This window comes from Ehrlichia muris subsp. eauclairensis, assembly GCF_051097115.1.
Lineage (GTDB): Bacteria > Pseudomonadota > Alphaproteobacteria > Rickettsiales > Anaplasmataceae > Ehrlichia > Ehrlichia muris.
The window spans coordinates 953,271-969,847 of sequence record NZ_CP118226.1 but is presented as its reverse complement, the minus strand read 5'-3'; the positions used below and the strand labels follow the sequence as shown (position 1 = coordinate 969,847).

Annotated in this window: 16 protein-coding genes and 1 tRNA gene; 13 read left to right on the top strand and 4 right to left on the bottom strand. The window is 31.2% G+C overall.

The features are described from left to right. Nucleotides 1-5: 5 nt before the first annotated feature. Nucleotides 6-536, bottom strand: coding sequence for a cytochrome b (locus PVA18_RS03850; protein ID WP_045805104.1), 531 nt, complete (start codon nt 534-536; stop codon nt 6-8). 196 nt (nt 537-732) lie between these two features. On the opposite strand from PVA18_RS03850, the gene PVA18_RS03845 reads away from it, so the two are divergent. Further along, complete coding sequence (locus PVA18_RS03845) at nt 733-2,298, top strand: ABC transporter permease (protein ID WP_045805103.1); 1,566 nt, start codon at nt 733-735, stop codon at nt 2,296-2,298. 312 nt (nt 2,299-2,610) lie between these two features. Here the strand turns inward: PVA18_RS03845 and PVA18_RS03840 are convergent, their stop codons facing one another. From PVA18_RS03840 to PVA18_RS03830, 3 genes are all read right to left on the bottom strand, one after another. Then, entirely contained in the window at nt 2,611-4,128 is a 1,518-nt protein-coding gene (locus PVA18_RS03840) for an HlyD family type I secretion periplasmic adaptor subunit (RefSeq protein WP_045805102.1), read from the bottom strand. A 463-nt stretch (nt 4,129-4,591) separates the two neighbouring features. Further along, nucleotides 4,592-5,215: a COQ9 family protein gene (locus PVA18_RS03835; protein WP_045805101.1), complete on the bottom strand. Its 624-nt coding sequence runs from the start codon at nt 5,213-5,215 to the stop codon at nt 4,592-4,594. A gap of 436 nt (nt 5,216-5,651) precedes the next feature. Then, nucleotides 5,652-7,274: a ribonuclease J gene (locus tag PVA18_RS03830; protein ID WP_045805100.1), complete on the bottom strand. Its 1,623-nt coding sequence runs from the start codon at nt 7,272-7,274 to the stop codon at nt 5,652-5,654. Between the two features lie 228 nt (nt 7,275-7,502). Between PVA18_RS03830 and PVA18_RS03825 the strand changes: the two genes are divergently transcribed. The 12 genes from PVA18_RS03825 (at nt 7,503) to rplL (ending at nt 16,544) form a co-directional block, all read left to right on the top strand. Then, nucleotides 7,503-8,081 carry a hypothetical protein gene (locus PVA18_RS03825; RefSeq protein ID WP_231568522.1) on the top strand — a complete coding sequence of 193 codons (579 nt, stop codon included), beginning with the start codon at nt 7,503-7,505 and terminating at the stop codon, nt 8,079-8,081. Nucleotides 8,082-9,427: 1,346 nt separating this feature from the next. Then, nucleotides 9,428-9,799, top strand: a complete 372-nt coding sequence (rpsL, locus tag PVA18_RS03820) for a 30S ribosomal protein S12 (RefSeq protein WP_045805098.1) — start codon at nt 9,428-9,430, stop codon at nt 9,797-9,799. Between the two features lie 15 nt (nt 9,800-9,814). Continuing rightward, entirely contained in the window at nt 9,815-10,297 is a 483-nt protein-coding gene (gene rpsG / locus PVA18_RS03815) for a 30S ribosomal protein S7 (protein WP_045805097.1), read from the top strand. Between the two features lie 23 nt (nt 10,298-10,320). Further along, nucleotides 10,321-12,393: an elongation factor G gene (fusA, locus tag PVA18_RS03810; RefSeq protein ID WP_082058923.1), complete on the top strand. Its 2,073-nt coding sequence runs from the start codon at nt 10,321-10,323 to the stop codon at nt 12,391-12,393. A 13-nt stretch (nt 12,394-12,406) separates the two neighbouring features. Next, entirely contained in the window at nt 12,407-13,594 is a 1,188-nt protein-coding gene (tuf, locus tag PVA18_RS03805) for an elongation factor Tu (RefSeq protein ID WP_045804774.1), read from the top strand. Nucleotides 13,595-13,609: 15 nt separating this feature from the next. Then, nucleotides 13,610-13,683 (top strand) — tRNA-Trp (locus PVA18_RS03800). Between the two features lie 40 nt (nt 13,684-13,723). Then, complete coding sequence (secE, locus tag PVA18_RS03795; protein ID WP_045805096.1) at nt 13,724-13,921, top strand: preprotein translocase subunit SecE; 198 nt, start codon at nt 13,724-13,726, stop codon at nt 13,919-13,921. Continuing rightward, complete coding sequence (gene nusG / locus PVA18_RS03790) at nt 13,911-14,450, top strand: transcription termination/antitermination protein NusG (RefSeq protein WP_045805095.1); 540 nt, start codon at nt 13,911-13,913, stop codon at nt 14,448-14,450. The genes secE and nusG overlap by 11 nt, the downstream gene beginning before the upstream one ends. A gap of 35 nt (nt 14,451-14,485) precedes the next feature. Continuing rightward, nucleotides 14,486-14,896, top strand: a complete 411-nt coding sequence (rplK, locus tag PVA18_RS03785) for a 50S ribosomal protein L11 (RefSeq protein ID WP_231568533.1) — start codon at nt 14,486-14,488, stop codon at nt 14,894-14,896. A gap of 30 nt (nt 14,897-14,926) precedes the next feature. Beyond that, entirely contained in the window at nt 14,927-15,589 is a 663-nt protein-coding gene (rplA, locus tag PVA18_RS03780; RefSeq protein ID WP_045805093.1) for a 50S ribosomal protein L1, read from the top strand. A 16-nt stretch (nt 15,590-15,605) separates the two neighbouring features. Then, a complete protein-coding gene (gene rplJ / locus PVA18_RS03775) occupies nt 15,606-16,088 on the top strand; it encodes a 50S ribosomal protein L10 (protein WP_045805092.1) in 483 nt (160 codons plus the stop codon). Nucleotides 16,089-16,142: 54 nt separating this feature from the next. Then, complete coding sequence (rplL, locus tag PVA18_RS03770; protein ID WP_045805091.1) at nt 16,143-16,544, top strand: 50S ribosomal protein L7/L12; 402 nt, start codon at nt 16,143-16,145, stop codon at nt 16,542-16,544. Nucleotides 16,545-16,577 lie beyond the last annotated feature (33 nt).

The following is a 16,577-nucleotide window of genomic DNA, read 5'->3' as shown; positions in this document are numbered from 1 at the left end:
AACTCTTATATTATACGATTAAAAATATTATCCTTATCTATAAATTTATGCTTTAGTGCTGCTAGTATATGTATAATTATTAAAGTAGACAACATATATGCGCATATGTTATGGCTCTGTTGTGCAGCGTTAGCTATGTGTTTGTTGGAGTCAATTAATAATGGCACGTTAAATAAAAAAATGTCTATTGCTTTCCCTGAAGCTGAGGACATAACATAACCAGATATAGCCATTCCTATGACAGTAATATATAAACTTGTATGTGTAATTTTAGAGATTAAGGCCAAAAAATGTGAAAAGTTTTTAGGATATGGAGGGATAATTGAATTAAGCCTACATATTAGGCGTAATATTAATAGAAATAACAGTATTATCCCTATTGATTTGTGTAGGGAATAAAATTTTCCTATAGGATAATTGTCGGGGAATACTTCCATTTTTAAGCAAAACCCCATAATCAGCATTAATATGATTGGTATGCCAGTTAACCAGTGCATTATCCTGAGAGAAATATGATATTGAGACTTTTCTGCCATTTTTTTATAAAAACGTTTAAGGTTCCTATATATCACATATAGAGAAATTTTATCAATAAAATATTTTATAAGGTTTTAAGTGACTGATAGAGGTTGTTTATGTATAATAAATACATAACTGAGTAATATAATTAACCTCAAAATAGTGTCGTTTGCGAATCTTTTAAAAAACGTTTTTCTGTGTGTATTAGTTGGGATGTTTATAGCCCCAATAGTTTCATTGATTTCTATTATATTTACTGAAGATAAAACAATAGATTTATTAACGTCTATTTTGCCTGAATATGCTTTTAATACTATTATTTTGATGGTGGGAGTGGGAATAATAGCGCTTGTTATTGGTATATCAGCAGCTTGGTTTGTAACTTATTATTCATTCTTTGGACGTAGGTTTTTTGAAATAGCTCTTTTTTTACCACTTTCAATACCAGGGTATATCGTTGCGTATGTTTATGTAAATATTTTTGAATTTTCGGGTTCTGTACAAGTCTTTTTGCGAGAAACTTTTCATTGGAGTAAAGGAGATTATTATTTTCCTAATGTTAAGTCCTTGGAATGGGGGATTATTATTATAGGATTTAATCTATATCCCTATGTATATATGTTAGTTAGAACAAGTTTAATAGCTATTCGTAGTACTGTTGCAGTTGCTACCACGTTATGTCCTTTTAGGGGTAAAATTTTAGCTTCCATTGCTTTGCCCGTAGTTCGTCCAGCTATTGCTGCTGGTATATCATTTGTATTAATGGAAGTAATATCTGATTTTGGCACACCACAATTTCTTGCAATAGATACTTTTACTAGAGGAATATATAGGAATTGGTTTTTATTACATGATAAATATTCTGCTTGTTTATTTGCTTTTGTTGCATTGTTTTTTATATTTTTGCTTATCATATTAGAAAAGTTATTTCGTGGTAAAGGAATATCTTATTCAACAATAAAGATGAATACAGAATATTATCATACTTGGAAAGTTGAAAATAAATTGGAACTTGTATTAATATATTGTGTTTGTTTAGTGCCAGTGTTAATAGGTTTTGTAATACCTATGGTGCCTTTATTGTACTGGACTATTGAAAAAATTGGAACATTAGTAGCTAATGGTCGGTTTTATATATCTATCTTCAATAGTGTTAGTATAGCGTTTGTAACAGCTATTATTACTGTTGTTATATCAGTTATTATGTCATACATAATCAGAAAAAGGGAATCGTTATCTTATATAATAAAGTTTATTGTGATGGGTTATGCTGTACCTAATACTATTGTTGCTGTAAGTGTTATGGTATTACTAGGGAGTCTATCACATTTTGTTACCTCATATTTTTCATTTGCTCTGATTGGAACAACATTCGGGTTAATGTATTCCTATGTATTTAGGTTTCTTGCTATATCTTTAGGTCCTATAGAATCTGGGTTAAATAAGATTCCAAAAGAAATAGATTGGTCATCTTTGTTAATGGGACATAGTGTAATTTCTACGTGCTTTAATATTCATATTCCAATGATTAGGAAGAGTATATTAGTTGGGTTTTTATTAGTGTTTGTTGATGTTATAAAGGAACTAGCAGCAACACTAATTATTAGGCCTTTTAACTTTGACACTATGGCTACTAGAATGTATGAACTTATCAGTGATGAAAGATACACTGATGCGGCTCCATATGCTCTAGTTATAGTACTTATTGGACTGATATCAGTAGTTATATTATGTAAAATGTTTCAATATGATAGATCTAAATATAATAAAGCTATGTAATCAATAATATTTGTACAAGTATGTGACATGTAGGTTCTGTTTTTCTATTGTGTTGTAAAATCTAGAAGATTTATCTATTACAATAGAAATATTAAGTTATTTTTAAATAACTGCTGCATGCTTATAAGTTTGCATTTTGTACTATAAAATTTTATATTGCAAATGAAATGTAGATTAATATTTTCTATTGTTTTTCAATACTTATCTTTTTTCTTTATTACACTTAAGTATTTTTTCTATAGGTTGATATAATAATATTCTATATAGATATGTTTGTATAATCAAACTATAAGGACCTTAGGTTTAACATTGTTACCTTTCATTAAAAGCTTTTTCAAAAGTGCTAGTTATTGGAGTGAATAAGTAGTTCAACAAAGTACGAGATTGGGTAATTATAAAAACTTCTGCTGGCATTCCAGGATACAACTTTAAATTTTTTAGCTTTGTAGATTGTTCTTTTGGTATTATTACTTGTATCTTATAGTAACGCATTCCATTGGCTTCACTTAAAGCATCAGCTGATACTTGTACTACTATTCCATTAGCTAATCCAATTTTACGTATGTTATAAGCACTAAGGCGTACTTTTGCTTTTAGTCCCCGATAATGTTCATATGATATCATATTTTTATCTTTCATCTGTGCTGATAAAATCTGTTCAATATGTTTTGTTTGTATTTTTGCATCTATAACTAGATCATCATTTAATGGAACAACGTTTGTAATGGGTGCTCCAGGAGGTATGACACCACCTTCTGTATGATATTTTAATCCTGTTATCATGCCTGTTTGAGGAGATCTTATTATAGTTCTGTCTAATATATCTTGTGCAGTTTTCATCTTTTCTTTTAAGTCTGTGACGGCGGATGTTACATCTTTGAGTTCAAAATTAATTTTATTTTGTACATTGTTAGTGATGTTGATTATTTCTAATTTATTTTCTCCTATTTTTTGATTTACTGATGCAATAGTAGATTTAATTTGACCGATTTTTCCTTTAGATTCGGCATATTGACGTTCAAGTGCAATAATATATGGTTTACTAATGTACCCATCCTCTAAAAGATTTTTTTTTGTTTCTAGTTCTTCTTTGATCAATTTATGTTGGGTTATTGCTGCAGTTAATTGAGCAGATAATCCTGATAATTCTTGATGTAGCTGTTTTATGCGTTGTTGTAGAATATCTATTTGTCCGGATACGTTTTTTTTATGTGATTCAAATAATTGTTGCTGATTTTTTATTATTTGCAGTCTTGTTTTTTCATCTGATAGATCCTTTATAGTATCTGGAAAGGTTAGAGATTGATTATTATATTTTATGGCGATTAACCTAGCTTCTGTTGCCAGTAAATCAAGCATCCGCTCTTTTATGATATCTAGATTAGCCTTAGCTGTAGTGTTGTGTAAATATATTATAGGCTGATTTTTTTGAACTAGTTCCCCTTCTTTTACTAGGATTTTATTAATGATACCACCTTCTAAGTGCTGTACAATTTGTTTTTCTGATGAAGGGACTACTTCTCCTTGTGCAATTACTGAGCCATCGAGTGGTGCGACTGCAGACCATATTCCAAATATGCCAAAGAATAGTAAGATAATGATAAAGCCAGTGAATAGCGGACCCCACGATATTTTTAGTACTTCATTTATTGAATCTTTCTTACTGTACTTGAATAAAAAGTTTATTATGTTGTCTGTGATAAGTAGTGATTTGGTTAATATATTTGATGTTTGTTCTTTTGTGTTGTTCTCTAGATGTAGTGTGTGATGACCTAAAAGCTTTGGTAATGATAACCCTGCTTTTATGAAATTTCTGAATTTTTGATACATAATATATAATACGATAAGTGTAACATTTAATTTATAACATATTTGGTGAATATTATAATGCACTATTTATCAGATAAATATCTTAAAATATCTTTACTTGTTCCAATATTTTACGTTGCGTGTATGAGGTTATTTATAATATTATCTGTTGTACCGTATTTCTAAGTTAATATATTTTCTTTTAATATTTTCCTTTATTACAGTCTGTTAGTATTAATTATTGACAAGTTTAATATAAAATATTATTGGTTCTGTCAAAATATAATGTAATACTGTGATATAGTAAAAACTGATGGCAATTTTTTGGTAATGAGTACTCTAGAAACACATTTTATCAATTAATAATAAGTATGTTTTTTGAGATTTTTGTTATAAGTAGAGTTTTTATGCTTTGCAGATTGTGTAATGTGGCTATTTCTGCAATAATATTAACATTATTTGTTGAAAAGATGTGCTACGGCAGCTAATATGATTCGTTATCAAATTTGATTTTAAATATATTAAATTTTTCAGTCTTATTGGATACATAGGATTTTAATTTATGTATCTGTATTACATTATTAATTCGTCTTTCTAAGAAAAGAATAGTATCAGCGTGATTATTAGAGAAATCATTGATAAAATACATAATAGTGCTTGTGTATACAACAGCCAGTGTGATTCTTTTAGTGTAATAGTTAAAGTTGGTTGATTTATCACCAATTAAATACCAAATGTGGTCTACTAGTTTATATAAAGATTTAGAAAAAAAACACATGTTATATGATGCTTCAGATGATATGTGTTTTAGTAACTCTCTATAATTTGGTAATGAAGTATAATATATTAAGCACAGATGAACTGTATATTGTATTTTTTCACGTATTTTCAAATTATTAACGTTTTTTGTTTCATAAAATTTTGTGCTTATAAAGTTCATTAAATTTTCATTTATGCTATTTAATACGTCATATATTCCATTATGAAATTTACAAAATTCTTCGCTTAAATTAAGATCAATACAAGCTTTTAATAATGTATTATCGGATATCCCATGAAATGGTATTAACGCTATTGTTGTTTTTATTATTGATGATTGATTATCCATTATATTTTAATTCAAGAAAACCCACATCATACATATACAATGTTAAAATTGTTGTGACAAGCTTAGAGTTTATATTGTTGTAATATTAGAAAAAACTTATTAAAGTAAGTACTTATTATTGATAAGTAGTAAATTGTCCAATGTATGTTTTATAATTAGAAATGGTTTTGGGTTATAGGAACTAATTATTAGTGAAATAGATAAGCTTTAATGTATGTGTTTTTCTGTTTTGATTATGGTATTGAAGTTATTTCTAACAAAGACTTGATAGTTATGGAATATATAAGACATAGCTTGTATATTCTAAGTGTACTTCATGAGTAAGTTGTATTTTTATTATGTTTAGAGCATTGAATTCTATATTATCTATGAATTATTGAAACAGTGGGATTGTAGAAATTGTTGCCAAGTAAATGTTTATCCTAGTATAAGGGTACTAGCTTATATACTCTAGTTGTACTTCAATGAATGGTTTGTTTTTAATATCGTGTTTTAAAGCATTAAAAACTATATTTTCTACATGTTGTCGTATATTGTTTATTTTTTTATAAGAAAGTTCACTGTTTATTTTGGATGAGATTTTTTTGATAATTGCTCCACTATCAAAATGGTCTAACACTCCTGGAGCGAAAATTCTTGGCTCTTTTAATAGTTCTTTTTTATTATTTAAAACTAATGTTACTACAATTATTCCTGAATCTTTCATCCTTTTCCGCATAGATATGACATTACCTTGAGGATGGTGTAAGAAATTTCCATCAACCCCAAAATACCCAGCTTTTACAGAATTAATTTTTTGTTTTTTTGTGATGCTTATTACATCTCCCGGGTGAACTATTATTGCTTTATCTACGTTACACTGCTTTGCAACGTTAGCATGTTCGTACATATGTATATATTCTCCGTGTACAGGAATGGATAGTTTGGGTCTTACTAATGAATACATAGTAGACACTTCATTTCTGGAAGGATGTCCTGATACATGTACATGTTCCATAAATTCTGTAATAACATTAATTCCCATATTGACGAATTTATTGAATACATTATATATACGCTTTTCATTTCCTGGAATTATTTTGGAAGAAAAAATGATTGTATCTCCATCTTCTAATGTGGTTAATGCGTGAGAATTGTTAGCAAGTTTAGTAGTTGCTGCTAATGCTTCACCTTGACAACCAGTACAAAGGAATAAAACTTGATCCCTCGGAAGTTTATTTGCTTGGTTGATGTTAATGAACTCTTGTATGTCTTGTAGATAACCGCTGTCTTGTGCAGCCTGTATAATCCTTATAAGAGATTTTCCTAGTATTGTTACTTTCCTACCTAATCTTTCTGCAATGTGTGTTATAGTATGAATTCGTGCAATGTTGGAAGCAAATAAAGATACGGCAACTTTTTGATTGCAGTTTTTTATTATATTAAACAAACTTTCTTCTAAGTCACCTTCGGATCCTGATTTGTTTTTAGTAAATATGTTAGTTGAGTCACATACAAGTGCTAAAACTCCTTCATCTCCTAATTCTTTTAACCTTTGTGTGTTTGATACAGGACCAATCATTGGGTTATCATCTAACTTCCAATCTCCTGTGTGTACTACTACTCCTTTGTCAGTATGTAATGCAATTGCATTCATTTCTGGTATTGAGTGTGTCAAATTTATAAATTCAAGAGTAAAAGGACCAAGATTTAATCTTTTTGTAATATCAATTTCTGTTATGTTGATTCCAAATGAATATTCTTTCAATTTTGCTTGTAGTAAAGCGGCGGTAAATTTCGTTGCATATATTGGACATTGTAAATCATTCCAGAGATACTGTATACCCCCTATATGGTCTTCATGAGCATGTGTTAATACTATACCAAGTAGATTCTTCCTATTTTTTTTTATAAAGCTGATATCAGCAACAATCATGTCTATTCCTGGCATATTGTCATCAGCAAAACCTGCTCCGAAATCAATGATTATCCATTTACCATTCAAATGATATAAATTGACATTCATGCCTATCTGTCCGACTCCACCTAAGGGTACGAACAACAAATCATCAGTATTCATTTATCAAGTACGTTGTAAAAATTCAACTAACAGCATATCTTATTTATTGGTTAAAGGAAAGCATTAGAATAATTGATTATTAATTAAATGATAAATTATTGTATATTTTAGGTCATTAATCACATCTAGAAAGGGATATTTAAGTTAATAAAAGTAAATTCAGGAAAATATATAATGTATTTACAAATTAAAAATAAGAAACTTACTAATACATTAGAGCAGGTACGTATGGTTTGCTTGTTAATATATATTGTAGGAGCAGTATTGTTTTTATTAAAACATTATAATGTGATAGATAGCAATTTAAATAAAATATCTAATTGGTTGGTTGGTTTATCAGTAATCATGTTTTTGGTATTATCTTGCATTAAATTTATTAATTGTGTTAAAAAACCTGAAAGTAATGAAGTGCAATTATTAAAAAATGATCATAACTCTTGTTTTGTACAAGATACAAAAAATTGTAAGAGAATTAATGGTATAACAATATTTAGGTATATGAGTAATGTAATATTTGCTGGTGTTTGTGTTGTTACTAGTTTTCTGCTGTTATCTAGTCTGTATGTTCAAGAAACATTGTTTTTAACTGTATACAGTGTAGTGTTAATGACTGGTTCATCTTTGGCAGGGTTATATTTTATTGCCAGGTTTTTAGGTGCAGGTTTGGGTGTATGTAGTCACGTTATTGATAATATGAATACTCGACGTACTAAATGTGGAGCTATTGATTTTATTGTTAGTGAAGTTTATAGTCAATTATCTGTATCATCATCTAAAGGTTATGTAAATGAAATTGTTCTCAGTTAGAGGGAATATATTTTCTTGTCATGTTAATTTGATTATCTTTAATGCTGATTCATTATTTACTCAGTCTAAAAAAAATGTTTGATTGTGTGTTAGCTTCTTGTTGAGGAGATGTGCATGCAGTATGTCATCAAAATTTGGAATAGGGTGTTTCTACAGTAGGGAGTCTTTGATATGATAAGTTTATTATTATTGGTGTCTCAGACAATTGATCTAGTGTCCTTGGTATAGGTAGATGTTCCTTTTGTAGCAAGATAGAGAAATACCAATTTGGGATGTACACTGAATGTATAATATAGTACGTTTTGGGATCGGAAATTGAAGCAACAACGTTCTAGATATTTAGATGGTGTTTGTTAAATGTTATCTAATGTTGCAACATGATCCTGATTTAGTGGTACATGTTGATAATTACTTGCACTTAAGACAATTCAATGTGTTGACATTGAAAGATGTGGCAATGTTTATGGAGATAATAATGTACATTTTTGTGTATTTAAGGCAATTATGTAAATTGCGATAAGGCTATAGTATGGATTGTCAATATCTACCTTTCAGATGTATGTAAAAACTGATTTGTCGGGATTTAACGCTAGAAAATTAAGTAGTAAGGTGTAGATTTTTATATTTTTAGGTCATTTTTATAAAAATAAGAAGATGTGCTTGATGCATAAATTGGGTATTTAAAACTTATTCTATATGATTTTAACACATAATCTTTGTGGTCATGTCCTATAAAAGGAGAAGAAATTTTTGGTAATTTTTTCCTGATAACGTTTTTATCGTTTTGTCAGAGCGTGTGAATCTGTGCAAATGTTAGGAAGGTCTAAGAGAGGAGAAAGCATGTTCCTATGCAAATAATATTGCTAATAGTTATGCTTGTACTTCATTCTGTGCATGAAAGATTATTCAAAAAATATTAAATAAGAATTGTAAGTATAGTGAAGAGTAAATTCAATTTTGATACTGTAAGAGTTTAAAGGTATTAAAATGCTATAGTTATGTCCTGTCATCATATAGTGAAAAAAGTCAAATAATTTTGTATTTATCATGAGATAATAATAAAACTGGATGTAAGAAGCACTACTGTATTTGTTTGTGTTATTTAAAATATAGAACAGAATTGAATATAATGATTGCAAATAATTTTTAACAGTATATCTATAAAGAGTACTTGAGTTGTTGATGATATTTTGTATTATTAAGTTTATTAGTTTTTGGAAAATCGTTAAATTTCTATTGACTAAGGTTCATGATTCTTTTATAAGTAACCCATGCTTCTATTAAAATTAAGATATATGGTGTTACTTGTATCTATTTATTATAATAAACTGTAAGGTTATTACATTATGCCAACAATAAATCAATTAGTTCGCAAGCCGCGGAAATCTCGTGCTTCATTAAATAAGGCACCTGCGCTTCAGCACAATCCACAAAAAAGAGCAGTGTGTGTAAAAGTATATACTACTACTCCTAAGAAGCCAAACTCAGCTTTACGTAAGGTTGCTCGTGTAAAAATTGCTGGTTATGGTAGTGAGGTTATAGCTTATATACCTGGTGAAGGGCATAATTTGCAAGAACACTCAGTTATCTTGATTAGGGGTGGGCGTGTAAAAGATTTGCCTGGGGTTCGATATCACATTATACGTGGAGCATTGGATTCTCGAGGGGTGCAAAATAGAAAGAAAGCACGTTCAAAATATGGTGTGAAGAAAAGTTAATTAATGTGGTAATATATGTCTCGTCGTCGTAGAGCAAGTAAAAGAGTTATTTCTCCTGATTCAAAGTATAATAGTGTGTTATTAGCACGTTTCATTAATGTTATTATGCGTTCTGGCGAAAGATCTATAGCTGAGAAGATAGTATACGGGGCTTTGAGTAAAGCGGAGTCTCATCTTGGTGAGAGTGCGATGTCGATTTTTAGTGCTGCTCTAAATAATGTAATGCCGCAGATGGAAGTTCGCTCTCGTAGGATAGGTGGTGTAACATATCAAGTGCCTGTAGAAGTAAAGGAAGACAGGGCAGTTTCATTAGCTTTACGTTGGATTTTTAAAGCAGCAACAACAGCACGGAAACGTAGCAATAAAATGTATATGGATTGTTTATGTAATGAGTTATTAGAAGCTTATAATAAACGTGGTGGTGCATATAAAATGAGAGAAGAAAAGTATAAGATGGCAGAGGCAAATAAAGCGTTTTCTCATTTTCGCTTTAATTAATATGTAATTTTTGGAGATAAGTTGTGAGCGTAGATAACGAGTTATCTAAGTGTAGGAATATAGGGATTATGGCACATATAGATGCCGGGAAGACTACTACTACCGAGCGTATACTTTTTTATACTGGAAAACAAAATAGGATTGGTGAAGTTCATGAAGGTGCTGCATCTATGGATTGGATGGAGCAAGAAAAAGAAAGAGGGATTACGATAACTTCTGCAGCTACTACATGTTTTTGGAATGGTCACAGGATTAACATTATTGATACTCCTGGTCACGTTGATTTTACTATAGAAGTAGAAAGGTCTTTGCGTGTTTTAGATGGTGCTGTTGCTGTCTTTGATGGAGTTGCGGGTGTTGAGCCTCAATCAGAAACGGTATGGCGTCAAGCTGATAAATATAATGTACCCAGAATTTGTTTTATGAATAAAATGGATAGAATGGGGGCAGATTTTTATCGATGTGTTGATATGGTTGTTGAGCGTCTTGGTGCTACTCCGTTAGTATTGCAATTGCCGATAGGAACTGAAAAGGATTTTGTTGGGGTTATTGATCTATTAGAGATGAGATCAATTATATGGGATGAAGATTCTTTAGGGGCGAATTTCCACTATGGAGAAATTCCTAAAGATATGCTTGATAAAGCTCAGGAGTATAGAAACAAGCTCTTGGAGACTGCTGTTGAGCTTAATGATGAGGCGATGAACTTGTATTTTGAAGGCAAGGAAATATCTGTTTCTTTGCTAAAAAGTTGTATTCGTGCAGGAGTAATTCAGTCAAAATTTGTACCTATTTTGTGTGGTTCTGCTTTTAAAAATAGGGGTGTACAGCCTTTATTAGATGCTGTTGTTGATTTTTTGCCTGCACCTAATGATATTCCTATGATGGAAGCTCTTGATGTAAAAACCTCTAATACTATAAATATAAAATCTTCTATTAGTGGTAAGTTTGTTGCATTAGCTTTCAAAGTAATGACTGATAAATTTGTTGGTAGTTTAACCTTTATAAGAATTTATTCAGGTAAATTGTCAAGTAAGACTACAGTGCTAAATGCAGTTAAAGATTCCACAGAATTTATAGGTAGAATTTTGTTAATGCATGCTAATAATAGAGAAGATATAACTGAAGCAAGAGCTGGTGATATTGTTGCTTTAGCAGGGCTCAAGAAAACAGTAACTGGCGATACATTGTGTTCATTAGATCAGCCTGTTATTTTAGAGCGCATGGAATTCCCTGAACCGGTTATGGAAATTGCAGTAGAACCAAAATCTACAGCAGATCAAGAAAAAATGGGTATAGCTTTAAGTAGATTAGTTGCAGAAGATCCATCACTTGGTATGTGTGTGAATCCTGAAAGTGGACAAACTATTTTGAAAGGAATGGGTGAATTGCATCTTGAAGTTATTCTAGATAGGATGCGTCGTGAATTTAATGTTGAGGCTAACATAGGTGCTCCACAAGTTGCTTATAGGGAAACCATTACTAAATCTGTTGAAATTGAATATATCCACAAGAAGCAAACAGGCGGTGCTGGGCAATTTGCAAAGGTCAATATATTATTTGAACCATTGTCTCCTGGGTCTGGGTTTCAATTTGAAAGTAAAATTACTGGTGGGGCAGTACCCAAAGAATATATACCTGGTGTTCAAAATGGATTAGAGAGTATTAGGGGGAGTGGTATGTTAGCAGGGTTTCCTGTTATTGATTTTAAAGCAACTTTAGTTGATGGTGCATTTCATGAAGTGGATTCTAGTCCTTTAGCATTTGAACTAGCTGCGAAAGGTGCTTTTAGGGATATGGTAAATAAAGCTGGGGCAGTATTACTTGAACCTGTTATGAAAGTTGAAATAATCACTCCTGATGAGTATATGGGGGATGTTATAGGTGATATTAATAGTAGAAGAGGTAGAGTTGCTGAAATGCAAGATCGTCACAATACTAAGGTAATATTGGCATTTATTCCTTTGGCAAAAATGTTTGGATATGTTAAGGATTTACGCTCTATGTCTCAGGGTAGAGCGCAGTATAGCATGTATTTTTCTTGTTATGAGCAAGTATCTGATAATATAGTAGCGAATGAAATAAAAACTAAGTAATGGGTATAGTGTTATGGTAGAGGAAAGGAAACCACATATAAATGTAGGGACAATAGGGCATGTTGATCACGGCAAGACAACATTGACAGCAGCGTTAACAACAGTGTTAGCGAAGAGATTAAGTGGAGAAGGTAATAAGAGTGTAAAATATGATGAAATAGATAAAGCACCAGAAGAGAAAGCAAGAGGTATAACCATTTCAACGGCACATGTAGAATATGAAACAGAAAGTAGACATTATGCTCATGTAGATTGTCCAGGACATGCTGATTATATAAAAAATATGATAACAGGTGCTGCGCAGATGGATGCAGCAATATTAGTAGTATCTGCAACTGATGGAGCAATGCCTCAAACAAGAGAACATATACTATTAGCAAAACAAGTTGGAGTAAAAGACATAGTAGTATGGATGAATAAATGTGATGTTGTAGATGATGAAGAGATGTTATCATTAGTTGAAATGGAGATAAGAGAATTATTGTCAAAATATGGATATCCAGGGGATGATATAGATGTTGTCAGAGGGTCTGCAGTTAAGGCATTAGAAGAAGAGACAGGCTCAGGTGTGTGGAGTGAAAAGATTATGGAATTGATGAATGCCTTAGAAAAGATAAGTTTACCGACAAGAGAAAAAGATAAGCCATTTTTAATGTCAATAGAGGATGTATTTTCAATACCTGGAAGGGGTACAGTAGTAACAGGAAGGATAGAAAGAGGAGTAATCAAAGTAGGGGATAAAATAGAGATAGTAGGATTACGTGATGTACAAAGCACAGTATGTACAGGAGTTGAAATGTTTCATAAAGCATTAGATGCAGGTGAAGCAGGTGATAATGCTGGTATATTATTAAGAGGGATAAAGAAGGAAGATGTAGAAAGGGGGCAAGTATTAAGTGCGCCTGGTCAGATACATTCATATAAAAAATTCAAGGCAGAGGTATATATATTAAAGAAAGAAGAAGGTGGTAGACATACGCCATTTTTCTCAAATTATCAGCCACAATTTTATGTTAGAACGACTGATGTAACAGGAAGTATAAAATTACCTGATGGAGTTGAGATGGTAATGCCTGGAGATAATATAAATATCGAAGTAAGTTTAGATAAGCCTGTTGCTATTGATAAGGGATTGAGATTTGCAATTCGTGAAGGTGGTAGAACTGTAGGCTCTGGTATTATTACTGAAATTTTGGAGTAGTAATATAATATATATAGGAGTGTAGCTCAATTGGTTAGAGCGTCAGTCTCCAAAACTGAAGGTTATGGGTTCAATTCCTGTCACTCCTGCCGTTTAGTTTAAGTGATATGACATGTAGGTAATTTGATAATGAGTAATATTGCTAAATTTTTACTTGGGGTAAAACAAGAGGCTTTGCAAGTTTCTTGGGCTTCTAAAAATGAAATTGTGGGATTTTTATTTATAGTAATATTAATAATTACTTTTATGTCTGTTTTATTTTGTTGTGTAGATTTTTTATTTTTGAAATTGATCAAGATAGTACTTGGGGTAATTTATGAAATATGAGTGGTATATTATTCAGGTATCATCTGGTAGCGAAGAGAAAGTTTGTCAAACTATTTTAGAGAATTCTCGAGTGTTAGGTCTCGAGGAAAGTTTTCGTGAAGTATTTATTCCGTATGAAGAAGTTGCTCGAGTAAAACACAATAAAAAGGTATTGGTAAAAAGGAAGTTGTCACCGGGATATGTGTTTTTGTATATGAATTTGCATGAAAGTTCAATTAGTTTTGTTAGGAATATACCTAGGGTGTTGAACTTTCTGAACAATGATTTTGGTGTTCCTAAAGTTATTCCAGAAAGTGAAATGGAGTCTATGCGTAAGAAAATGTGTCAAACTGTAGTAGATGATACTAGCGTCGTTAATTTTGAAATTGGTGATGAAGTTGTGATTAATGATGGGTTGTTTCAAGATTTCAATGGCAAAGTTGAATACATTAATGATGATAAAAAAATAGCAGGGGTCAGTGTAATGATATTTGGTAGATTGACTAAGATAGAATTTAAGTTAGAACATATACAAAAAGTGGAGGGGTAATTGTGAGTGTTGTTTTAGTATCTAAGATAAATTTGATGATAGAAGCTGGGAAAGCTAATCCTGGACCTAAAATTGCTTCTGTCTTAGGGCCTCGTGGTATACCAATGCCTAAATTTTGTAAAGAGTTCAATGACATTACAAGTGGTCAGGGTAAACAATATAAAATTGGTGATCTGGTTACTGCTAGAATATCCATTTATAATGACAAGTCTTACAGTTTTACAATAAGCGATTCTCCTGTGTCTTATTTATTAAAGAAAGCTGCTGCAATTGAAAAAGGTTCAGTGAATCCTGGAAAAGATAATATTGGAAAAGTTAAGATGTCAGATGTTTATGAGATAGCTAAGCGTAAAATGTCTGATATGAATGCTGATACTGTAGAAGCTGCAGCTAAAATGGTTATTGGTACAGCATCTTCTATGGGTATTATTGTAGTAGAAGAGTAAATGTGATAGTGGATATAGTAGAGGAATTATATGAATTCATTGATTAGTAATGAAGTTTATGATGTTGAATCAGGTTTAAAGAAGGTTATAGAGTCTGCTAAAGCTAATTTTCGTGAGTCTGTGGATGTTGCAATAAATCTTAATATTAATAGTTCGAAGTCTGATGAGCAAGTTAGGGGGTGTGTTGTATTACCTAAAGGATTAGGAAGAGAAATAAGAGTTGCAGTGTTTGCTAAAGGTGGATATTTAGAAATGGCTAAAGAAGCTATGGCTGATATTGTAGGTGACGAAGAATTGATTGAAGAAGTAAAGAAAAAACAATGTAAGTTAGATGTAGATTGGTGCCTTGCTACTCCAGATTTTATGGCGTCGGTTTCTTCTATCGCTAAAATTTTAGGTCCTAAGGGGTTAATGCCGAACCCTAAATTTAATACTGTAACTTTTGAGCTTGCTAAGGCTATTAAAATAATAAAATCTGGTCAAATTAAATTTAAATCTGATAAGACTGGTATTGTTCATGCAAAGATTGGAAATATTAAATTTTCTATAGAAGATTTATTGGAAAATTTTAATGCAGTAATTAGTGCAGTAAAGCAATGTAAGCCTGCGTCTATTAAGGGTTTATACTTTAAAGATGTGTTTGTTGTTTCAACTATGGGGAAATCTGTTAAAGTAGAAAGTTTAAATAATTAGTATTGGGGTGGAGACGGTGAAGCGTAGCGATAAAGAATTGCATTTAAATAAAGTAGAAGGATTATTTGGTAAATTTAAATATTTTATAGTTGCTAATTTCCAAGGTATGGTGGCTGATGATTTCTTTTCTCTGAGGAAAGAATTAAAAATGGCTAATAGTGGTTTGATGGTAGTAAAAAATAGTTTATCTCGTATTGCTTTAAAAAAAATGGGTAGAGAAGAGTTAGCTGCTAAATTTTTAGGCCCTGTATTTATTGTGTATTCGGATGATATAATAGTAATTTCAAAAATTCTTGCAAAATTTATGAAAAACAGTAAAAGCAAGATAAGTTTATCATGTGGATACGATAGCAATGAAGTATTAGATAGCGAAAAGATCTTATACTTTGCTAGTTTACCATCTCTAAGAGAATTACATGCACAAATAATGAGTATGATATCTTATAATATTCCGGTAAGATTGGCTTTGTGCTTAAAAGCTCTTGGCGATAAAGAGTGATACTATATTTTAAATTTTATACTTTTTTATTTTTTATAATTGGGGTTAATTATTATGAGTAGTGTTGATATAGATAGTTTAGTAGAGCAAATTTGTAGCTTAGATTTGTGTAGGGCAGCAGAATTAGTAGATAAGATGGAGCAGAAATTAGGATTCCCTAAAGGTGGTTTGTTAACAGCTGTTCCAGCTGCAGGTGGTAATCAAGCTGAAAGTGGTGCTGCAGCAGAAGAGAAGACAGATTTTTCTGTAATTTTTGATAGCTATGCTGCAGATAAGAAGATTGCTGTTATAAAAGCAGTAAGAGAATGTACTAATTTGGGATTAAAAGAAGCAAAAGAATTTGTTGAAAAAGAAGGTTCAAAAGAATTGGTAGAAGGTAAGAAATATAAGAAAGAAGAAGCTGAAGAAATCAAAAAGAAGCTTGAGGATGCTGGAGCAAAAATTAGTATTAAATAGTTTTTCACGTAGCTTTTATTTGTAATTTATTAA